Annotated in this window: 20 protein-coding genes and 1 riboswitch; of the genes, 13 read left to right on the top strand and 7 right to left on the bottom strand. The window is 61.0% G+C overall.

What is annotated here, in order from left to right; all coding sequences use genetic code 11:
- Positions 1-72: 72 nt before the first annotated feature.
- From ACLH0H_RS11135 to ACLH0H_RS11120, 4 genes are all read left to right on the top strand, one after another.
- The gene (locus ACLH0H_RS11135) at positions 73-1,068 is read left to right on the top strand and encodes an ArsR/SmtB family transcription factor (protein WP_411382033.1); all 996 of its coding nucleotides are present in this window, start codon (positions 73-75) and stop codon (positions 1,066-1,068) included.
- A gap of 18 nt (positions 1,069-1,086) precedes the next feature.
- A complete protein-coding gene (metK, locus tag ACLH0H_RS11130) occupies positions 1,087-2,277 on the top strand; it encodes a methionine adenosyltransferase (RefSeq protein WP_076953194.1) in 1,191 nt (396 codons plus the stop codon).
- A gap of 98 nt (positions 2,278-2,375) precedes the next feature.
- Positions 2,376-4,040, top strand: coding sequence for an NAD-dependent DNA ligase LigB (gene ligB / locus ACLH0H_RS11125; RefSeq protein WP_411382032.1), 1,665 nt, complete (start codon positions 2,376-2,378; stop codon positions 4,038-4,040).
- Positions 4,041-4,079: 39 nt separating this feature from the next.
- On the top strand, positions 4,080-4,475 hold the full coding sequence (locus ACLH0H_RS11120) for a DUF1090 domain-containing protein (RefSeq protein WP_411382031.1): 396 nt from the start codon (positions 4,080-4,082) through the stop codon (positions 4,473-4,475).
- Between the two features lie 6 nt (positions 4,476-4,481).
- Here ACLH0H_RS11120 and ACLH0H_RS11115 read toward each other — a convergent pair whose 3' ends face one another.
- Complete coding sequence (locus ACLH0H_RS11115; RefSeq protein ID WP_411382030.1) at positions 4,482-4,931, bottom strand: c-type cytochrome; 450 nt, start codon at positions 4,929-4,931, stop codon at positions 4,482-4,484.
- Positions 4,932-5,060: 129 nt separating this feature from the next.
- Here ACLH0H_RS11115 and ACLH0H_RS11110 point away from each other — a divergent pair, with 129 nt between their 5' ends.
- The gene (locus ACLH0H_RS11110; RefSeq protein WP_411382029.1) at positions 5,061-6,245 is read left to right on the top strand and encodes a murein transglycosylase A; all 1,185 of its coding nucleotides are present in this window, start codon (positions 5,061-5,063) and stop codon (positions 6,243-6,245) included.
- Positions 6,246-6,305: 60 nt separating this feature from the next.
- Here the strand turns inward: ACLH0H_RS11110 and ACLH0H_RS11105 are convergent, their stop codons facing one another.
- Positions 6,306-6,692, bottom strand: coding sequence for an MAPEG family protein (locus tag ACLH0H_RS11105; protein WP_307388513.1), 387 nt, complete (start codon positions 6,690-6,692; stop codon positions 6,306-6,308).
- Positions 6,693-6,840: 148 nt separating this feature from the next.
- Here ACLH0H_RS11105 and ACLH0H_RS11100 point away from each other — a divergent pair, with 148 nt between their 5' ends.
- The gene (locus ACLH0H_RS11100) at positions 6,841-6,969 is read left to right on the top strand and encodes a hypothetical protein (RefSeq protein ID WP_411382028.1); all 129 of its coding nucleotides are present in this window, start codon (positions 6,841-6,843) and stop codon (positions 6,967-6,969) included.
- Here ACLH0H_RS11100 and ACLH0H_RS11095 read toward each other — a convergent pair.
- From ACLH0H_RS11095 to ACLH0H_RS11085, 3 genes are all read right to left on the bottom strand, one after another.
- Positions 6,963-7,850, bottom strand: a complete 888-nt coding sequence (locus tag ACLH0H_RS11095) for a formate/nitrite transporter family protein (RefSeq protein ID WP_411382027.1) — start codon at positions 7,848-7,850, stop codon at positions 6,963-6,965. The genes ACLH0H_RS11100 and ACLH0H_RS11095 overlap by 7 nt on opposite strands.
- 71 nt (positions 7,851-7,921) lie before the next feature.
- The gene (locus ACLH0H_RS11090; protein WP_411382026.1) at positions 7,922-9,841 is read right to left on the bottom strand and encodes a patatin-like phospholipase family protein; all 1,920 of its coding nucleotides are present in this window, start codon (positions 9,839-9,841) and stop codon (positions 7,922-7,924) included.
- A gap of 101 nt (positions 9,842-9,942) precedes the next feature.
- The gene (locus tag ACLH0H_RS11085) at positions 9,943-10,347 is read right to left on the bottom strand and encodes an acyl-CoA thioesterase (RefSeq protein ID WP_411382025.1); all 405 of its coding nucleotides are present in this window, start codon (positions 10,345-10,347) and stop codon (positions 9,943-9,945) included.
- A 198-nt stretch (positions 10,348-10,545) separates the two neighbouring features.
- A riboswitch (S-adenosyl-L-homocysteine riboswitch) is annotated at positions 10,546-10,652 on the top strand.
- Between the two features lie 21 nt (positions 10,653-10,673).
- Between ACLH0H_RS11085 and ahcY the strand changes: the two genes are divergently transcribed.
- From ahcY to ACLH0H_RS11060, 5 genes are all read left to right on the top strand, one after another.
- Positions 10,674-12,083 carry an adenosylhomocysteinase gene (gene ahcY / locus ACLH0H_RS11080; RefSeq protein WP_411382024.1) on the top strand — a complete coding sequence of 470 codons (1,410 nt, stop codon included), beginning with the start codon at positions 10,674-10,676 and terminating at the stop codon, positions 12,081-12,083.
- A 176-nt stretch (positions 12,084-12,259) separates the two neighbouring features.
- Complete coding sequence (gene metF / locus ACLH0H_RS11075; protein ID WP_411382023.1) at positions 12,260-13,105, top strand: methylenetetrahydrofolate reductase [NAD(P)H]; 846 nt, start codon at positions 12,260-12,262, stop codon at positions 13,103-13,105.
- 81 nt (positions 13,106-13,186) lie between these two features.
- On the top strand, positions 13,187-14,269 hold the full coding sequence (locus ACLH0H_RS11070) for a hypothetical protein (RefSeq protein ID WP_411382022.1): 1,083 nt from the start codon (positions 13,187-13,189) through the stop codon (positions 14,267-14,269).
- 63 nt (positions 14,270-14,332) lie between these two features.
- On the top strand, positions 14,333-15,124 hold the full coding sequence (locus tag ACLH0H_RS11065) for a substrate-binding periplasmic protein (RefSeq protein WP_411382021.1): 792 nt from the start codon (positions 14,333-14,335) through the stop codon (positions 15,122-15,124).
- A gap of 221 nt (positions 15,125-15,345) precedes the next feature.
- Positions 15,346-17,226: a DEAD/DEAH box helicase gene (locus ACLH0H_RS11060; RefSeq protein WP_076953181.1), complete on the top strand. Its 1,881-nt coding sequence runs from the start codon at positions 15,346-15,348 to the stop codon at positions 17,224-17,226.
- 236 nt (positions 17,227-17,462) lie between these two features.
- On the opposite strand, the gene ACLH0H_RS11055 is transcribed toward ACLH0H_RS11060, so the two are convergent.
- On the bottom strand, positions 17,463-18,041 hold the full coding sequence (locus ACLH0H_RS11055) for a YceI family protein (RefSeq protein WP_076953180.1): 579 nt from the start codon (positions 18,039-18,041) through the stop codon (positions 17,463-17,465).
- A gap of 32 nt (positions 18,042-18,073) precedes the next feature.
- Positions 18,074-18,625 (bottom strand): cytochrome b, encoded by a 552-nt coding sequence (locus ACLH0H_RS11050; protein ID WP_411382020.1) that lies wholly within the window; start codon positions 18,623-18,625, stop codon positions 18,074-18,076.
- A gap of 274 nt (positions 18,626-18,899) precedes the next feature.
- Between ACLH0H_RS11050 and ACLH0H_RS11045 the strand changes: the two genes are divergently transcribed.
- Both ACLH0H_RS11045 and ACLH0H_RS11040 read left to right on the top strand, forming a co-directional pair.
- Complete coding sequence (locus tag ACLH0H_RS11045; RefSeq protein ID WP_411382019.1) at positions 18,900-20,306, top strand: adenosylmethionine--8-amino-7-oxononanoate transaminase; 1,407 nt, start codon at positions 18,900-18,902, stop codon at positions 20,304-20,306.
- 150 nt (positions 20,307-20,456) lie between these two features.
- Complete coding sequence (locus ACLH0H_RS11040) at positions 20,457-21,176, top strand: 16S rRNA (uracil(1498)-N(3))-methyltransferase (RefSeq protein WP_411382018.1); 720 nt, start codon at positions 20,457-20,459, stop codon at positions 21,174-21,176.
- The last annotated feature ends 14 nt before the right edge of the window (positions 21,177-21,190 follow it).

Genomic DNA, 21,190 nt, shown 5'->3' with positions numbered 1-21,190 from the left:
TATCGATCAATATCAAAACTTTTTGATATTGACCTTGCAGGGATATCCACCCGTCACTAGACTGCTGGCCTTATGAATCTACCCATGCCCTCACTGCGCCCCGACGACGGCGATGAACTGGCAGCCTTGTGCAAGGCCGCCGGCGACCCGTTGCGCCTGAACGTACTGCGCGCACTGGCCAACGATTCTTTTGGTGTACTGGAGCTGGCGCAGATCTTCGCCATCGGCCAATCCGGCATGAGTCACCACTTGAAGGTGTTGGCCCAGGCCGACCTGGTGGCCACGCGCCGCGAAGGCAATGCGATTTTCTACCGTCGCGCCCTGCCCCACACCGAGCTGCTCGGCGGCAAGCTGCACGCCGCCCTGCTCGAAGAAGTGGACGGTTTGAGCCTTCCGGGCGAGGTACAAGCGCGCATCGGCCAGGTACACGGCCAGCGCGCAGCGGCCAGCCAAGACTTTTTCGCACGGGTTGCCGAGAAATTTCGCGCCCAGCAAGACCTGATCGCCGGGCTTGCCCAATACCGCGACAGCGTACTGGCGCTGCTGGACAAGCTGAGCTTCAGTGATGAGGCGACGGCACTGGAAGTCGGCCCTGGCGATGGCGGATTCCTGCCGGAACTGGCGCGGCGCTTTCACCAGGTCACTGCGCTGGACAACAGCCCGGCGATGCTCGAACTGGCGCGCCAGCTCTGTGAGCGCGAGTCGCTGGGCAATGTCAGCCTGCAGTTGGCCGATGCGTTGGACAGCACCACGATCAAGGCCGACTGCGTGGTGCTGAACATGGTCTTGCACCATTTCGCCGCACCCGCCGACGCCCTCAAGCAAATGGCCGGGCTGCTGCACCCCGGCGGTAGCCTGCTGGTTACAGATTTATGCAGCCACAACCAGAATTGGGCCAGGGAGGCCTGCGGTGATCTCTGGTTGGGTTTTGAACAGGACGATCTGGCCCGTTGGGCCACCGCTGCGGGACTCGTTCCCGGGGAAAGCCTCTATGTAGGTTTACGTAATGGTTTCCAGATCCAGGTCCGCCATTTTCAGCGGCCGGCTGGCGACACTCACCATCGGTAAAATCAGGAAAACATCGAGATGAGCGAATACTCCCTTTTCACCTCCGAGTCCGTGTCTGAAGGGCATCCGGACAAAATCGCCGACCAGATTTCCGACGCGGTGCTGGACGCCATCATTGCGCAGGACAAGTTCGCCCGCGTAGCGTGCGAGACTCTGGTGAAAACCGGTGTAGCGATCATCGCCGGCGAAGTCACCACTTCGGCCTGGGTTGACCTGGAGCAGATCGTCCGTGACGTGATCACCGACATCGGCTACAACAGCTCCGACGTCGGCTTCGACGGCGCGACCTGCGGCGTGATGAACATCATCGGCAAGCAGTCCCCCGACATCAACCAGGGTGTCGACCGCGCCAAGCCGGAAGACCAGGGCGCTGGCGACCAGGGCCTGATGTTCGGCTATGCCAGCAACGAAACCGAGGTGCTGATGCCGGCACCGATTACCTTCTCGCACCAGCTTGTGCAACGCCAGGCCGAAGCGCGTAAATCCGGCCTGCTGCCATGGCTGCGCCCGGACGCCAAGTCACAGGTGACCTGCCGTTACGACGGCGGCAAAGTCGTGGGTATCGACGCGGTCGTACTGTCGACCCAGCACAACCCGGACGTGTCCTACGCCGACCTGCGCGAAGGCGTCATGGAGCTGATCGTCAAGCACGTGCTGCCAGCCGAACTGCTGACCAAGGACACCCAGTTCCACATCAACCCGACCGGTCAGTTCATCATCGGTGGCCCGGTGGGCGACTGCGGCCTGACCGGTCGCAAGATCATCGTCGACAGCTACGGCGGCATGGCCCGTCACGGCGGTGGTGCGTTCTCGGGCAAAGACCCTTCCAAGGTTGACCGTTCCGCCGCCTACGCCGGTCGCTACGTGGCCAAGAACATCGTTGCCGCCGGCCTGGCCGAGCGCTGCGAGATCCAGGTCTCCTACGCTATCGGAGTGGCCCAGCCTACATCGATCTCGCTGAACACCTTCGGCACCGGCAAGATCAGCGATGACAAGATCGTGAAGCTGGTGCGTGAGATCTTCGACCTGCGTCCTTACGCGATCACCACCATGCTCGACCTGCTGCACCCGATGTACCAGGAAACCGCAGCCTACGGCCACTTCGGTCGTACCCCTGCACAGAAGACGGTCGGCGACGACACCTTCACCACGTTTACCTGGGAAAAAACCGACCGCGCCAACGACCTGCGTACTGCCGCAGGCCTGTAATCGCTGAAACACCCGGCAAAAAAGCCCCGCGTTGTCGGGGCTTTTTTGTGGTCGCGTGAATCATTTAGGCTGGGCACCCTTTCCGGGCAAGGATGCTCATGATGCGTTTACCGTTTGCTCTTTTACTCAGCGCGCTGCCCTTTTGGGCATGGGCCGAAGATTGCCCGCAAGAAGCCCGCTCACAACTCGGCACCCTCGCCGAACAGATCCGTCAGTGGGATGACAGCTACCACCGGCTTGGCCAATCCCCCATCGGCGATGAACTCTACGACCAGGCCCGCCAGCGCTTGACCCACTGGCGCCAATGCTTTCCCGAAGCCCCTGCGAGGCCCGACAACCCGCTCGCGAGCTCACGCGGCACCCTGGCTCACCCCATTGCCCATACCGGCCTGGAAAAATTGCTCGATGAACAGGCGGTCGGCACCTGGCTGGGCACACGCCAGGATGTCTGGATCCAACCCAAGGTGGACGGTGTTGCGGTGACCCTGGTGTATCGCAAAGGGCGTTTGCACCAAGTCATCAGCCGAGGCGACGGCGTAAAGGGCCACGACTGGTCGGCTTCCGCGCGCCATATTCCGGGGATTGCCCAGCAATTGCCCGAGCCCATCGACCTGGTGCTGCAAGGCGAACTCTATTGGCGCCTTGACGACCATGTGCAATCGGCCAGTGGGGGGCTCAATGCCCGCAGTAAAGTAGCTGGGCTGATGAACCGCCTGCGACTGAGCGACACTGACGCCGCCGGCATTGGCCTGTTCGTCTGGGCGTGGCCTGAAGGGCCTGGGTCGTTTACCGAGCGCCTGGCCACCCTGGCACGCTGGGGGTTTACTGACAGCCAGCGCTACAGCCAGCCCGTTCGGGACATCGCCGAAGCCGCGCACTGGCGCACCTATTGGTACAACCACCCGCTGCCCTTCTCCAGCGATGGGGTGGTGCTGCACCAGGCACAACACGCGCCTGCCGAACGTTGGCAGGTCAGTGCGCCTTACTGGGCGGTCGCCTGGAAATACCCGGTGGTCAAGGCCCTGGCACTGGTGCGCAACGTGCAATTCAAAGTCGGCCGCACCGGGCGCATCACGCCCATGCTCGAACTGGAGCCGGTGAAGTTGGATGACCGCTCGATCAGCCGGGTAAGCGTCGGCTCATTGAAGCGCTGGCAATCGCTGGATATCCGCCCTGGCGACCAGGTGTCGATCAGCCTGGCGGGTCAGGTGATCCCCAGGCTGGACGAGGTCATCCTGCGACATACCCACCGGGCAGATCTGCCGGTACCTGACCCGCGAAACTTTCATGCATTGAGCTGCTGGCAACTGGACCCCGGCTGCGAAGAGCAGTTGCTGGCGCGCCTCGCGTGGTTGAGCGGCAACCAGGGCCTTGCATTACCCCATATAGGCCGCGAGACCTGGAACGTCTTGATCCAGGCCGGTCTAATCGCAGGCTTTCTCGATTGGTTGACCCTGGATGCGGCAGAGCTTGCTAACATTGAAGGCTTCGGTGATCGCAGCCGTGCGCGAGTGCTCGAGAGCCTTCAAAGCGCGCGGCAACGGCCCTTTGCCCAATGGCTCAAAGCCTTGGGTGTACCGCCTGCGGCACGTAACAACCTTGAAGGTGACTGGCACACGCTGGTCGCCAGAGACACCCAAGCCTGGCTGGCCATCGATGGCATCGGTCCGGGCCGCGCAGCGCAATTGAGCGCCTTTTTCCGCGACCCGCAGGTACAGGCCTTGGCAGACACATTACGCGTGGCCGGCATCGACGGGTTTTGAGCCCCAGCCGGCCATCAGATTGCGACCTTGGAGTTCCACATGAAATTTCTAGCCCCCTTTGCCTTGCTGACCTTCGCAGGCTTCATGGCCACGCCACTGCTGGCTGCAGAGCAAGCGCCCCAACTCACCGGCTGCGCCGCCAAGCGCCAAGCCATCAGCACCCAGATCGAACAGGCCAAGGCTCACGGCGACAGCGCGCAACAAGCCGGCCTGGAAAAAGCCCTGAGCGAAGTCACCGCCAACTGCACCGATGCGTCCCTGAAGAAAGAACGGGAAAACAAGGTGCTCGACGCCAAGCAAGAAGTCAGCCGCCGTCAAGCCGACCTGGACAAAGCCATGAAAAAGGGCGACGCGGAAAAGATCAACAAGCGCAAGGACAAGCTCGCCGAGTCCCGCAAGGAGCTGCAGGAAGCGGTGGAAGAGCTCGATCAGTAAAGCCGGTCAATGGTCCCGGAACTGCTTATGGCAGGCGCTGCAGGCATCTTCGACTTTCTGCACCGCTGGCCCCAGGTTGCTGGCCTTATAGGGCTGGATCCGGCTGGCGGTCACCAATTCACCGGTGACCGCTTCCAGCTCGCGCGCCAGTTGCTGGAATTGCGCCTGTTTGCGCCACACATCGTCCTTGGCGCTGGTGTGATCGTCTTCGCGCACGCTCGGGAAATGCTTCCACGGTTCATGGGACAGCGCGTCCAGCTTGACCGCGCCTTCGGCGAACCTGGCGCCGTCGAACGGGATACGCCCACGCAGCATGCCGCCCAGGTCTTCATTGGTCTTGAGCATCTGCTTGAAGATGGCCTTGCGCTGGCCCAGCGGCGAATTCGGATCAACGCCGCCACAGGCGGACAGTGCCAGGCAGGCCAGCAGTACAACAGTCAGTCGTTTAAAAGTCATGGTGGCTTCGAGGTCACGGGAAACGGCGGCCAGTATCCTCGCCCCGCCCCTAAAGACCAATAGCCCTATTATTAATAAGGGTTGCCCAACAGCGCCGCGGCGCGGGCAATCGCTTCAGGAAATATTTGTATGAATGTCACCTTGAAACCCTGGAGCCGCCGCCTGGCGTGGGCTCTGCCGATGATCGCGCTGCTGGCCGGCTGTGACGCGGGCAAAGAAACAGCCAAAGATGAAACTGCCAAACCCCACGCCGTCGCCACTTATGTCAGCGCGCCATGGGAAGCGCTGCCAGCGGTGTCCGACAGCGACCTGCTGGCCGGTTTCGAATCCTGGCGCAGCGCCTGCCAACGCCTCAAGGCCGACCCTGTGTGGGGTACAACCTGCGCAGCCGCCGCCGCAGTGCCCAGTAATGCGGTGGCAGTGCGCGGGTTTCTCAAGGAGCGCCTGGATGTGTTCGGCCTGCGCTCGGCCGACAACACCCCGAACGGTTTGATCACCGGCTACTACGAACCGGTCTATCCCGGCAGCCTGACCAAGACCGCTACCGCCAACGTTCCGGTGTATGGCGTGCCGGATGACCTGATTATCGTCAACCTGGAAAGCATCTACCCCGAGCTCAAGGGCAAGCGCCTGCGGGGTCGCCTGGAAGGTCGCGTGCTAAAACCCTATGAAGATGCCAGCGCCATCAACGGCCAGGGTTCAACGGCCAAACCGATTGCCTGGCTGACAGACCCGATGGACCTGCAATTCCTGCAGATCCAAGGCTCGGGCCGGATCCAACTGCCCGGCGGGCGCCAACTGCGCGTCGGTTATGGCGACCAGAACGGCTACCCCTATCGCCCGATTGGCCGCTGGCTGGTGGAGCAAGGCGAACTGAAGAAGGAAGACGTGACCATGGGCGCCATCAGCGCATGGGCCAAGGCGCATCCGCAGCGTATTCCGGAACTGCTGGCGAGCAACCCCAGCTATGTGTTCTTCAGCGCACGGCCCGATAGCAACGAAGGGCCGCGCGGCTCACTGAACGTGCCACTGACGGCCGGCTACAGCATGGCGGTGGATCGCAAGGTGATCCCGCTGGGCAGCCTGTTGTGGCTGTCGACCACAAAACCGGACGGTTCACCGATCACCCGGCCGGTGGCGGCGCAGGACACCGGCGGTGCAATCACGGGTGAGGTGCGTGCGGATCTATTCTGGGGCACCGGCGCAGCAGCAGGTGAGCTGGCAGGCAACATGAAACAGCAGGGGCAAATCTGGATGCTGTGGCCCAAAGGCGCGGCGCTGCCGCAGGTGCCGGATGTAAGCACCGGGAGCTAACCAACGCTGAAGATCAAAAATGTGGGAGCGGGCTTGCTCCCACAAGGGATGCGTCAGGCTCTAGATCGACACGAAGAAGAAACTCGCAATCAACACCATCCCCACAAGCCACACCAGCGAACGCAGCATCGCCCAGTCCGCCAGGTAGCAGATGATGTACAGCAGGCGGCTGGTGATAAACAGCACCGCCAGCACATTGATGGTGACCAATTCGGCCGTGCCCGCCAAATGCGCGATAATCACGGCCGCCGCAAAAGCCGGAGTCACTTCAAAGCTGTTGAGCTGGGCATTGTGAGCACGTTTGGCAAGCCCTTCGAGTGTCTCCAGGAAGGCCCGTGGATCGTGATTGTGTTGCGGGCGGAATTTACCGCCGCTGAACTTGGCGACCCCTGTGCACAGGTAAGGCAGAAAAATAGCGATCAACACGCACCAGAAAGCGACCGTCATGACTTATTCCTTTTTTGGTTTTTAAACAGCAATTTGAGTTTTAGCACTAAAAATGCCAGGCCGCACCCACCCGTCAAGAACCTTATCAAGCCCGAAGGTTCTATCGCGCGGATGCCCAATGCCTTCCTGACTGACGAACTTCGGCGTATTGATCGCCCATGAAGCCATTGGCGGGTTGCTGCTGTTGCCGTTCAACTGGCTGCACGTGTTGAGCATCGGCAAACGGGTCAAGCGCGTGACCCAGGGCGAGCCCCAGGCCGCGCCAGAGAGTCACTGATCTTTGTTGATGGGCTGTGGATGCCTCGGGTCCGCGGCCTTCTTGCCGGGCAGGCTGCTTTCGCTGCGAATCTGCGCATGGCTGATCAGCGCAAAGATGAAGCTGCCACCGATGATATTGCCCGCCAGGGTTGGCCCGGCAAACACCAGCCAGAAGTCTTCCCACGGCAGTTCGCCGGCAAACACCAGATAGGACACTTCCGCCGAGCCGACCACGATATGCGTGAAGTCTCCCAGCGCCATGAGGTAGGTGATCAGGATAATGATGAACATCTTGGCGCTTTCCATGGACGGGATCATCCACACCATGGTGGCGATCATCCAGCCGGAAATAATGCCCTTGGCGAACATCTGGCCGGGGTCGTTTTCCATGATTTTGCGCCCGATTTCGAGAAAGGCCAGGTCGGTCTTGGTGTCGAATATCGGCAGGTGCAACATCACATAAGCCACCAGCAAGGTACCGCACAGGTTGCCCACCAGCACCACTGTCCATAACCGCAAGAGTCGGCCGGCGTTGCCCAGGGTGGGCTTGCTCATCACCGGCAGTACGGCGGTCAGGGTGTTTTCGGTGAATAATTGCTGGCGCGCCAGGATCACCGCGAGGAAGCCCGCGCAGTAACCGAAGCTGGCGATGACCTTGAAGCCTTCGGCGTCAGGCAGGCGCGAGTTGAGCAGCCCCATCGCCATCAACGACAGCCCCATGGTCAGCCCGGCCGCCAGCGCCGACCACCACAACGCGGCGACACTGCGTTCCAGTTCCTGGTCGCCCTGTGTGCGGATAATCTCGTGTAGCACAGCCGCGCGCGGCGGCTGGTTCTTGTCGACGTCGTGCTGCTCTTCCTGCGACAGGTTGGGGGTCTTGCCGTCTGCTTGATTGGCCATGATGTACCAGAGTCCGAGGGATGCCTGTAGCTACGACATGCCGCCGCGATGGCTGTTCAGTGGCCCGGCAACTAAACCGGGATTCGCCAGGCCTTGGCCTGCTCAACCGTGGTAGAGCTGAACGGTGTGCTCCAGGGTTTATTACGTGCCCGGTAGTGTTGAATAATGCCATCGAGCACACGATTGAACTCCGCCGGCGTCGTTGCCTCGCGCAAGTCACGTGCCGCGCGCTGTAACAGCTCAACGTTGGCGGACGGCTGGCCGGGACGGTACAGCGACGGGTAGATGACCTCTCGCGTAAAGTTTTCGGCCTTTACGCCTATATCCCGTCTTTGCATTTCGGCGACAGCGCTGCTCAACACCTTGGACAGGCCTGACGCATCGCCTAATGCCTGCCTGGCGCCCGCTTGCAGCAACTGTTGAAAATTACGGTGGCCCGGCGCATTCAGGCGCTTGCCCAGCCACTCGATATCCTCGGGCCTGCGGGCAAGGGCATCCAGGTTGCGTAGCGCCGAGGCCAACTTCGGCGTAATCACCAGCGATGTGCCAGATTGGTTAGCCTCGGCAATCGCACTGTCCAACGCTTGCAAGGCCTGCTGCGCACTCTTGCGAAAGCGCAACGCCTGCGCGCCGGCCGGGTCCTTCTGCAGGTCATCCTGCACGCTGTCCAGCATTTGATCGTCCATTGCCATCACCGCGTCGTCCAGGGAGGCGAACACATGGCGCTCACGTACCTGCGCTCGTTTTTCCAGGTGGTCCGATACCGTTTGGTGGGCCCGGGTTTGCAAATGCTGTTTCTGCTCCGGGGTCATGGTGAAGTTGACGGTGCCGTCGAGCAGGCCGCGAAAGTCACCTTTGCTCGAGTTCAGCGGCAACGTTACGGTTTGCTCCGAGAACGCTTTGAGCCGGTCATCCTGGTAGGTTTCAGCAGCGGTATGCGGCGTGCCGGTGAACGTGTCAGCCAAATAGCTGAAAAAACCACCGCTTTTGGGCGGTGCTGACGTCGCGTCGGATTCGAACTTGACGATCAGCGCTTCGTCCTTGCCCAGGGGGCTCTCGGGGAACGAACGCTCAATGACGCCGGGCGCCGGCGTATTGAGGAGCAGCCCTCCGTCTTGAAACGCCGTGGTTTGCGCCGCCGTTTGAAACCCATGGCCTTGTTCGGACGGGCTTTTGAACAGACCCGGCAACGCGCCTGAAATAAGTGCGGCACGAGCGATATCCATATCCGGAGTCAGGCTGGCATTGAACACCACCAATTGCGAGCGACCGTCAAACATGCCCGTGCCGGTGATGTTGAGCTGTTTTATTGCAGGAATATGGCGGCTCAACACCTCCAGGTCGCGAAAGGTAGGCCCTGCACCGGTGCTGAGCCGGTCGGCGATTTGCGTGACTTCAGGCGGTCGGTTGGCCTCGGGCATGCTTGCGATATGGGCAAGAATGGATTTACGCGACTCGTTGCGAATCAGGTCCTCGAGGGGCTGCCCCTCGGTTTGCAGGCGCGGCAACAGGGTCAGCAGCAGTTGAGAAATATTACCGGCCGGGCCAGACAGTTTTCCCGCAAGCTTGCCAAGCTGGGAACTGACACCTTGCAGCCAGGCCAGTACCGGGTCTTTGCTGTTGAGCAGGCTGGGCAGGTCAAGATCGTTCGACAGCTGCGTGAATGCCTTGGCGTCCATGCCACTGGCGAGCAGCGCCGCGGAAATCGCACCGGCGGAAGAGCCGGAAACCACCTTGATGTTCTGCAGTTTGTCGGCGTCTTCAAGCGCCTGCACCATTCCCGGAAAAGCGATGCCCTTGGCGCCACCACCACTGAGTACCAAGTGAGCGGGCGGCGGCGGTGAGTGCGCCACCTCTACACGCCCATCGCTGTAGCGAAAAACGCTGATCTTTCTTTCGCCCGCGCCTTTGACCAGCGGCGTCTTCACGTCCTGATCGACGGTTTGAGGCAATGACGGCTGATTCTGCACAACGGAACTGGAGACTTTCATACACGAGGTTCTCTCGACAGGATGTAGGCCTGAGTGATGAGAGAGCCTCGGAAAGATCCATGCGGAATAGTTTGGTAAAGCAAATCACGCCGTGCGGTTTGTTACTCAGTAAGACTGTCGTCCTGGAACTGGTCCTTCACGTACTTGATCTCGGTGCGACCATGGGGCGCCGGTAAACCGTCCTCACCCAGGTTGACGAAGACCATTTTTTCCACCGTCAGAATGCTTTTTCGCGTGATTTTATTGCGCACTTCACAGGTCAGGGTGATGGAGGTGCGGCCGAATTCTGTGGCGGTGATGCCCAGCTCGATGATGTCGCCCTGGCGCGAAGCGCTGACAAAGTTGATTTCGGAGATGTATTTGGTCACCACGCGCTGGTTGCCCAGTTGCACGATGGCGTAGATGGCCGCTTCTTCGTCGATCCAGCGCAGCAGGCTGCCACCGAACAGCGTGCCGTTGGGGTTGAGGTCTTCGGGTTTTACCCATTTACGGGTGTGAAAGTTCATGGTCACTCCAAAGCGTCTTGCCAAATGATGGTCAGCATCATGGCAGAGCCCAGCGCCAAGCTCTATGAGCCTTTGCCTATCAACGCCATGAGCGATCTTCATGTGGCCGACGGAAAGGCTTGGGAAGTCTGGCGCACACGGCTATAATCGCCCCCGTTTCAAAACGGTCATCTTCAATTGATACCGTTCTCCCGCCACCTGTCCGAGGGGCGCTGCAGCAGGCTTGGCCTGTCAGGCTCGGATGGGGCGTTGTCCGGCCTGGTTGCCCTGGCCTGATACTAAACGCACAACGGCGCCCATTCGCACACTACGAATGGAGGCTCTTCATGAGCGCTGTAATTACGCCTGCAGAATTCAACGACTACAAAGTCGCCGACATGTCCCTCGCCGCCTGGGGCCGTCGCGAAACCTTTATCGCCGAATCCGAAATGCCTGCCCTGATGGGCCTGCGTCGCAAGTACGCCGCAGAACAACCGCTCAAGGGCGCGAAGATTCTGGGCTGCATCCACATGACCATCCAGACCGCCGTGCTGATCGAAACCCTGGTTGCCCTGGGTGCCGAAGTGCGTTGGTCGTCCTGCAACATTTTCTCGACTCAAGACCAGGCCGCCGCCGCCATCGCCGCCGCCGGTATCCCGGTATTCGCCTGGAAAGGCGAGACCGAAGAAGAGTACGAGTGGTGCCTGGAGCAAACCATCCTCAAAAATGGCGCGCCATGGGACGCCAACATGATCCTCGACGACGGCGGTGACCTGACCGAGCTGCTGCACAAGAAGTACCCGCAGATCCTCGACCGCGTCCACGGTGTGACCGAAGAAACCACCACCGGCGTGCACCGTCTGCTGGACATGCTGGCCAAGGGCGAGCTGAAAATCCCGGCCATCAACGTCAACGACTCGGTGACCAAGAGCAAGAACGACAACAAGTACGGCTGCCGTCACAGCCTCAACGATGCGATCAAGCGTGGTACCGACCACCTGCTGTCGGGCAAGCAAGCCCTGGTGATCGGCTACGGTGACGTGGGCAAGGGCTCGTCCCAGTCCCTGCGCCAGGAAGGCATGATCGTCAAGGTCTCCGAAGTTGACCCGATCTGCGCCATGCAAGCCTGCATGGACGGCTTCGAAGTGGTTTCGCCGTTCATCGACGGTATCAACGACGGCACCGAAGGCAGCATCGACAAGGCCCTGCTGGGCAAGATCGACCTGATCGTGACCACCACCGGCAACGTGAACGTCTGCGACGCGAACATGCTCAAGGCCCTGAAGAAGCGCGCGGTGGTCTGCAACATCGGCCACTTCGACAACGAGATCGACACCGCTTTCATGCGCAAGAACTGGGCATGGGAAGAAGTGAAGCCACAGGTACACAAGGTTCACCGTACCGGTAGCGGCGCTTTCGACCCACAGAACGACGACTACCTGATCCTGCTGGCCGAAGGCCGCCTGGTAAACCTGGGCAACGCCACCGGCCACCCAAGCCGCATCATGGACGGCTCGTTCGCCAACCAGGTACTGGCGCAGATCTTCCTGTTCCAACAGAAGTACGCCGACCTGTCGCCCGCCCAGAAAGCCGAGCGCCTGACCGTAGAAGTACTGCCCAAGAAACTCGACGAGGAAGTGGCCCTGGAAATGGTCCGCGGCTTCGGCGGCGTCGTGACTCAACTGACCAAGACCCAGGCCGACTACATCGGCGTGACCGTTGAAGGTCCGTTCAAGCCGCACGCTTACCGCTACTGATCGACCCTGTAGACGCCGGCTTCATGTGGGAGCTGGCTTGCCTGCGATAGCATCGCCTCGGTATGCCTGATGCACCGAGGTGCCTGCATCGCGGGCAAGCCCGGCTCCCACATGAAGCGGGTGCCTGCATTGACGGTGTACGCCTTCCGGCACTCTGAGTTTCAAAGGGTATTACCATGTCCCAAGACCGTCGCTACAGCTTCGAGTTCTTCCCGACCAAGACCGATGCTGGGCATGAAAAACTGATGGCGACCGCCACGCAGTTGGCCAGCTACAACCCCGACTTCTTTTCCTGCACCTACGGCGCTGGCGGTTCGACCCGTGATCGCACGATCAACACCGTGTTGCAGCTGGAAAGCCAAGTCAAAGTTCCCGCCGCTCCGCACCTGTCGTGCGTGGGCGACAGCAAGGAAGACCTGCGCGGCCTGCTCACCCAATACAAGGCCGCCGGCATCCAGCGCATCGTTGCCCTGCGTGGCGACCTGCCGTCCGGCATGGGCATGGCCAGCGGTGAGTTGCGCTACGCCAATGACCTGGTGAGCTTCATCCGTGAAGAGACGGGCGATCACTTCCATATCGAAGTGGCGGCCTACCCGGAGATGCACCCCCAGGCGCGCAATTTCGAAGACGACCTGCGCAACTTCGTGCGCAAGGCCAACGCCGGCGCCGACAGTGCCATCACCCAATACTTCTTCAACGCCGACAGCTACTTCTATTTCGTCGAGCGCGTACAGGCCATGGGTGTAAACATCCCGATCGTGCCGGGCATCATGCCGATCACCAACTACAACAAGCTGGCGCGTTTCTCCGACGCCTGCGGTGCCGAAATCCCACGCTGGGTGCGCAAACAACTGGAGGCCTATGGCGACGACGTCAAGAGCATCCAGGCGTTCGGCGAACAGGTCATCAGCACGATGTGTGAAAAATTGTTGCAAGGTGGCGCACCAGGCTTGCATTTCTATACCCTGAACCAGGCCGAACCGAGCCTGGCCATCTGGAACAATCTCAAGCTGCCGCGCTGAGGTTGTTCAAACAACATCCAGGCCCTCGTTCATACGGGGGCTTTTTTATTCAAACATCCCCGGAATGGAAACCAGCAGTAAATGAATACAGCGTCCCCGACTCCCCGCCCGCAGCTGGTTTACCTGGTATTCGGCGCCGAGACCTACCATCAGGAAGCGGTATTCAGCATTGCCAGCGCCCTGACGCATCTGGGTGGCGCACAGGACCTGCCACTGGACATCCAGGTGTTCAGCGACAACCCGGCGCCCTACCAGGGTTTGCCGGTGCAGGTCCATACGCTGGACCAAGCCACGCGCCAACGCTGGAGCGAGCCTCACGGTTACCATTTCCGCACCAAACACGTGCTGTTGCGCCAAGTACTCGAAACGGCGGAACAAGCGCTGCTGATTGACACCGACACGTTTTTCCACGATTCGCCCATGGCGCTGTTCGAACGCGTAGCCCCCGGCAGCTTGCTGTGCAACGCCTTCCACGCCAAATACGGCGATAACCGCGAAAGCGTGCTGTACGTGACCCTCGCCAGGCACCTGGCCGACAAAGGCCTGGCCGACGACACCATGTGGTTGCTCAACTCCGGCGTCATGGGCCTGACCCGCCAAGACGCGTTCCTGCTGGATCAATCGATCGAGCTGATGGACGAACTGTTCCCGATGGCCAACGGTGCCTACACCCTGGAAGAGTTCTGCCTGTCGGTCGCCGCCTACCGCAAGGTCAATGTGCGCCAGTGTCCGGACCTGATTCATCACTACTGGAGCCGCAAACAGCTGTTCCGTGCCAAGGTCAAGGCGTGGATAGCCAAGCACGCCGGCGACCCTATCAGTGCCCAGGCACTGGCCGATACGCGCAAGGTGTCCGCCCACCTGCCGCGTCCACCGCGCCCGCAGCGCCTGATGTACAAGCTGATCACCCTGGCCCTGCCCAAGCGCCAGCAACAATTTATCCGCGAGATTCTCTACGGTTGCTACGAACACGAAAACGAGTTTGACCAGGCATGCGGCCCGGTCTGGTGGGACAAAGCCCGGCAGAACCAGGAAGAGCGCCAGAAATGCCCGGTCGACGCGCACCAACTGGAACACTGGTTCGCCAACCCGGTGGTGCGCCTGATCCTCGGCGAGCGCCGCACCGCCATCTACGATCACCTGATGAGCTCAGGAACAAAATAGCGCTGCCCGCGAATGCCTGTGCCAGAGCTTCTATTTAGCACGGGAGCATCGTAACCTCAGGGCATGCCCGTGATCCTGAAACTTGCGACTGCTGCCCTTTTTGCTTGCCTGAGCCTGGCCGCTCATGGCGAGAAATTGCGCATTGTCACCGAGCCCTGGGCGCCCTATGTGTATGAAGAACAGGGCACCATGCAAGGGCTGGACTACGAAACCACCGTGATCGTGTTCCAGCGCCTGGGGGTGGAGGTGCAATGGCAATTCCTGCCCTGGAAGCGCTGCCTGGCGATGCTCGAGCAAGGCCAGGCTGACGGGGCGCTGGATATTTTCCACAGCCATGAGCGCGACACCTTGCTTCTATATCCCAGCGAGCCGTTGTCGGAGGTGGAATTCGTGCTCTTCTATGCCAATGATCGCCCCCACCCCGTGCAAGGCCTTGAAGATCTGCACGGTCTTACTGTCGGCACGTCGCCCGGCTACCTGTACGGTGCGCAATTCAGCGATTCAAGCCTGTTCAACCGCGAAGCGGCCCCCAGCCATGAAGCCAACTTCGGAAAATTGATGCGCGCGCGCATCGATCTGGTGATTACCGACCGCCGGGTAGGCCAGCATGCGATCAAGGCATTGGGCCTGGAAGGCAAGGTCAGCCAGGCGCCGGCAGTGCTCAGCCGCCAGCAGCAGTTCCTCGCCGTGCGCCGTGGCGCGGGCATGGACTTGCTGGTGCAACGCTTCGCCGCCGAACTTAAACGCTTCAAACAAGAGCCGGCCTACACTGCGTTGAGCGCCAAATACGGTGGAATCCAAGCAATTACGGGCTTCGAACACACCGTTGAGCAGCAGGAAAGCAGCGCGCAGTGATTGCTCTGTTATACTCCGGCCTTTCCGCCAGGCTTACGCCCGGCCGCTCGGGTCTTGAAAAAGGCACCCAACCCCGCTACAGCGCAGCTTTCAGCCCGCGCGAGCCGGTGGAGTGCCCGCCAGACGCAGCAGGACCGGACGGGATTGCGCTCCCCTAAGCGCCATTCACGCCCGGCAAGATTATCCCTTTGGGCCAAGCCCTAACTAAAACAGGATTACTCATGTCCTTTGCTTCCCTCGGTCTCTCCGAGGCTTTAGTCCGCGCCATCGAGGCAGCGGGCTATACCGAGCCTACTCCGGTGCAACAGCGGGCCATTCCCGCCGTGTTGCAAGGTCGCGACCTGATGGTCGCGGCGCAGACAGGTACTGGTAAAACCGGTGGTTTCGCCCTTCCGATCCTGGAGCGGTTGTTCCCTAACGGTCACCCGGACAAATCCCAGCGTCACGGCCCGCGCCAACCGCGCGTACTGGTCCTGACCCCAACCCGCGAACTCGCCGCGCAAGTGCACGACAGCTTCAAGCTGTATGCCCGCGACTTGAAGTTCGTCAGTGCCTGCATCTTCGGCGGCGTTGGCATGAACCCACAGGTTCAGGCCATGTCCCGAGGCGTGGACGTGCTGGTGGCGTGCCCGGGTCGTTTGCTCGACCTGTGCGGCCAGGGCAGCGTCGATCTGTCCCACGTGGAAATCCTCGTGCTGGACGAAGCCGACCGCATGCTCGACATGGGCTTTGTCCATGACGTGAAAAAGGTCCTCGCCCGCCTGCCGGCCAAACGTCAGAACCTGCTGTTCTCGGCGACGTTCTCCCAGGACATCACCGCCCTGGCCGGCAAGCTGCTGCACAACCCGGAACGCATCGAAGTCACGCCGCCGAACACCACGGTCGAGCGTATCGAGCAACGGGTGTTCCGCCTGGCCGCCAGCCACAAGCGCTCGCTGCTGGCGCACTTGATCACCCACGGTGCCTGGGAACAGGTGCTGGTGTTCACCCGCACCAAGCACGGCGCCAACCGCCTGGCCGAATACTTGGACAAGCACGGCCTCACCGCCGTCGCCATCCACGGCAACAAGAGCCAGAACGCGCGCACCAAAGCCCTGGCCGACTTCAAGGCCGGTTCCGTGCGCATCCTGGTGGCAACCGATATCGCCGCCCGCGGCCTGGATATCGACCAACTGCCACACGTTGTCAACTTCGAGCTGCCGAACGTCGATGAAGACTACGTGCACCGTATCGGCCGTACCGGCCGCGCCGGTCGTTCGGGTGAAGCCATCTCCCTGGTTGCACCGGACGAAGAAAAACTGCTTAAAAGCATCGAGCGCATGACCAAGCAGAAAATCGCCGACGGCGACCTGATGGGCTTCGATTCCAGCGCCGTAGAGGCCGAGAAGCCTGAAGCGCGCGAGCGTCCGGACGTGCGTAACCCGCGCAACCCACGCGGTCCGAAGGGCGATGGCCCGAACGGCGGTGGTGGCGGTGGCGGTCGTCGCGACAAGGGCAAAGACAAAGGCAAGGAAAAAACCGCGACCAGCAGCCGCGGCGAACGCCCGGCCCGCGAGCAAAAGCCACGTGAAGGCACCCCGGCCCGCGAACAGCGCCAGCCGAGCCAGCCGCCACGCGCCTCAGCCGACCGTGCCCCGGACGAGTTCCTTGACGACGACGTGGACAACTTCGGTAACCGTGTCGACTACGTGCCACAAGCCAAGCCGGCACAAGGCCGTGGCCGTCGCCCAGGTGCCCCGGCACAAGGCACGGGCGCAGCCGCTCCACGTGGCGGCCAACCACAGGGCGCTCGCCAGAACGGTCCACGCAACAGCAGCGGCGGGACCACCGGTACCCCGCCTGCCAAACGCAGCGGCCCGCGTAACGGCGCACCGCGTGACGGCCAGGCGCGTCGCGAAGACTCGCGCAGCAACAACCGCCGTCCGGCGCGCGACGACCAGCCTTTGTCCGAGCCAGCCGTGCAGAACCCGCGCGGTGGCCCGGCGCCGAAGATCATCCACAAGGAGTCCAAGGCTGATCGCTTCCCGACACCTGAGCAGTTGGATCAACTGCCAGGTCGTCCTCGGGGTGAGAAACCAGCGTTGCTGACACGTAACCGCTGAGTTTCAAAGCGCCATAAAAAATGCCCCGCCTCTTTCGAGACGGGGCATTTTTTTTGATTCCACAAAATAAAATGAGCTCTTCTGTGGGAGCTGGCTTGCCTGCGATTGCATCGACTCGGTGTACCTGATGCTCCGAGGTGCTCGCATCGCAGGCAAGCCAGCTCCCACATTGACTGCATTCCAGGCATAAAAAAACCGGATCATGGGATCCGGTTTTTTCAAGCAACCAGCAGAAATTACTTCTGCTTCACGCCTTCCAACGAGATGTCCAGGTCGACAGTCTGCGACGTCGGGCCTGGGCCTTTCACGCCGAAGTCGTTCAGGTCGATCGTGGTCTTGGCGTTGAAGCCGGCACGTTCGCCACCCCATGGGTCTTTGCCTTCACCGTTGAAGGTAGCCTTGAAGGTCACGGGCTTGGTCACGCCGTGGAACGTCAGGTCGCCGGTCACGTCAGCGGTTTTGGCGCCGGTGGATTTAACCGCGGTGGACACGAACTTGGCGTCGGCAAACTTGGCCACGTCGATGAAGTCTTTGCTGGCGATGTGCTTGTCACGTTCGGCGTGGTTGGACCACAGGCTGGCGGTTTTCACGTCGACTGCGATTTTGCTGGCTTCCGGCTTGGCCGAATCCCAACTGAAGGTGCCGTCCCAATCCTTGAAGGTACCGTGAATGAAGCTGTAGCCCAGGTGGCTGATTTTCCAGTCGATGAAGGCGTGCTGGCCTTCTTTGTCGATCTTGTAATCGGCGGCCATTACCTGGCCTGCCGACAGCAGAGCGGTACCGATTGCCAGGGCAGCGAGGGTCTTTTTCAACATGCTTTCTATTCCTTGTGAGTCGAGGTTGAACATCAGGCTTTGCGCCCCAGCATTCGCGTCAGGGTCACATCACGATCGATAAAGTGGTGTTTCAACGCAGCCACGCCGTGCAAGCCGGCGAAGACCACCAACACCCAGGCGAGGTACAGGTGCACCACGCCGGCGGTGTCTGCCTGGTCCGGTAGCCCGGACACCAGGGCAGGAATTTCAAACAGGCCAAACACCGGGATACCGACACCGTCTGCGGTGGAAATCAGGTAACCGGCGATCATCACGGCAAACAGCCCGAAATACAGGAACACATGGCCAAAGGCAGCGCCAAGGCGGGTCATGCGGCTGTAACTGGCCAGCGGCGCGGGCGGCGGGCTGAGCAGGCGCCAGACGACACGCACGAGCATGATGGCGAACAGCGTGATGCCGATGCTCTTGTGCAGGTCCGGTGCCTCTTTGCGCCAGGCGCTGTAATAGTCGAGACCAACCATCCACAAGCCCAGGGCGAACAAGCCAAACACCACCAGGGCCACGCCCCAGTGCAAAACAATACTGACCCAACCATAGCGGGCCGGTGAATTGCGTAATTGCATGTACTTAAATCCCGTAAGAGCTGCGCCCAAGACTAGCGATTTACCTATCGAATTAAAGCGAAAAATTTCGCTTTGAAATATCGAGAAATACGATCTTGAGGGTATGAAGCGTAAATTAACATCGGATTAAGGACTATCCAGGAGAAACGTGACAGACCGTCCTGTGTTTACCGCCAATTCACAGGTAATGGCTTGTGACACACGCGCCCATTGCATAGGCTTGCGCGATTGTTTTACCTGCGCAGGCCGCAGGACCGCTTCGAGGAGATCACCGATGGGCTTGAACGACCAGTGGATGCAACGCGACCTTGCGGTGCTGTGGCATCCCTGCACCCAGATGAAAGACCACCAGCAACTGCCGCTGGTCCCGATCAAGCGCGGTGAAGGCGTATGGCTGGAGGACTTCGAGGGCAAGCGTTACCTCGACGCCGTCAGTTCCTGGTGGGTCAACGTGTTCGGCCACGCCAACCCGCGTATCAACCAGCGCATCAAGGACCAGGTCGACCAGTTGGAACACGTGATCCTCGCCGGTTTCAGCCACCAGCCGGTGATCGAGCTGTCGGAGCGCCTGGTGGCAATGACGCCAGCGGGCCTGACCCGTTGCTTCTATGCCGATAATGGTTCGTCGTGCATTGAAGTCGCGCTGAAGATGAGCTTCCACTATTGGCTCAACCGCGGCCTGCCGAACAAAAAGCGCTTCGTCACCCTGACCAACAGCTACCACGGCGAAACCATCGCCGCGATGTCGGTGGGCGATGTGCCGCTGTTTACCGAAACCTACAAGGTACTGCTGCTGGATACTATCAAGGTGCCCAGCCCGGATTGCTACCTGCGCCCCGAGGGCATGAGCTGGGAAGAACACTCGCGCACGATGTTCCTGGCCATGGAGCAGACCCTGGCGGACAACCACGACAGCGTCGCCGCGGTGATCATAGAGCCGCTGATCCAAGGCGCCGGCGGCATGCGCATGTACCACCCGGTGTATCTCAAGCTTTTACGCGAGGCCTGCGACCGCTACGGCGTGCACCTGATCCACGATGAAATCGCCGTGGGTTTCGGCCGCACCGGAACCATGTTCGCCTGTGAACAGGCCGGTATCCGCCCGGACTTCCTGTGCTTGTCCAAGGCCCTCACCGGCGGTTACCTGCCCCTGGCGGCCGTGGTCACCACCGATGACGTGTACGACGCCTTCTACGACGACTACCCGACCCTGCGCGCCTTCCTGCACTCCCACAGCTACACCGGCAACCCGCTGGCGTGCGCGGCGGCCCTGGCGACCCTGGATATTTTCGAAGAAGACAACGTCATCGAAAACAACAAGGCCCTGGCACAGCGCATGGCCACGGCCACTGCGCACCTGGTGGACCACCCTCACGTCGCGGAAGTGCGCCAGACCGGCATGGTCCTGGCCATCGAGATGGTCCAGGACAAAGCCACCAAGACCGCCTACCCGTGGCAGGAACGGCGCGGCCTGAAGGTGTTCGAGCACGCCCTGGAACGCGGCGCGCTGTTGCGCCCGTTGGGCAGCGTGGTGTACTTCCTGCCGCCGTACGTGATTACCCCGGAGCAGATCGACTTTCTTGCCGAAGTCGCCAGCGAGGGGATCGATATTGCGACCAACAGCAACGTCAGCGTTGCGGTACCAACCGATTTCCATCCAGGCTTTCGCGATCCGGGTTGATCAGGTTCATTCGGCTGATCGGGTGCCTGGCCCACCGCTATCGCGGGCAAGCCCGGCTCCCACAGGTTTTGTATGATCGTTCCCACGCTCTGCGTGGGCATGCAGCCCTGGACGCTCCGCGTCCGCCCTGCACATTTTCAGAGAACAGACATGAGACTGTCCCGCTTTTTCACCGACACCCCGCTGAGCCTCGGCGACCACGAATTGCCCGAAGCCCAGGCGCATTACATCAGCCGCGTGCTGCGCATGACCGAAGGCGACGCCGTGCAATTGTTCGACGGCTCCGGCCAGGAGTTTCGTGGCGCATTGCTGGAGGTCGGTAAAAAACGCGTCAGCGTACAGCTCACGGAAAGCTTCGCAGGCCAGGCCGAATCGCCGTTGCACATCCACCTCGGCCAGGGCCTGTCCCGGGGTGAGCGTATGGATTGGGCGATCCAGAAAGCCACTGAACTGGGCGTCAACCAAATCACGCCGATCTTCAGCGAACGCTGCGAAGTGCGCCTCAAGGACGAACGCGCCGACAAACGCCTGTTGCACTGGCGCCAGGTGGCAATCAGCGCCTGTGAGCAATGTGGACGCTCCACGGTGCCGGTGATTCACCCACCGTTGTTGCTGGCGGACTGGTTGAAGCAGACCGAGGCGGACCTGAAGCTGGTGTTGCATCCGGTGGCCGAGCCGATGGTCAGCCACGCCAAGCCATCCAGCCTGGCCTTCCTGATCGGGCCCGAGGGTGGGCTGACGGACAATGAAATTGAAACCGCCCAAGGCGCGGGCTTCCACGCAGCGCGCCTGGGCCCACGGGTACTGCGCACCGAGACCGCACCCGTGGTGGCGCTGGCCGTTGCCCAGCAATTGTGGGGCGATTTCTAACCTCGCTTTGCAAA

Source organism: Pseudomonas sp. MPB26 (assembly GCF_046605355.1).
GTDB lineage: Bacteria > Pseudomonadota > Gammaproteobacteria > Pseudomonadales > Pseudomonadaceae > Aquipseudomonas > Aquipseudomonas cedrina.
Note: the sequence above shows the minus strand (reverse complement) of the source record. Positions and strands in the feature narration are given on the sequence as shown.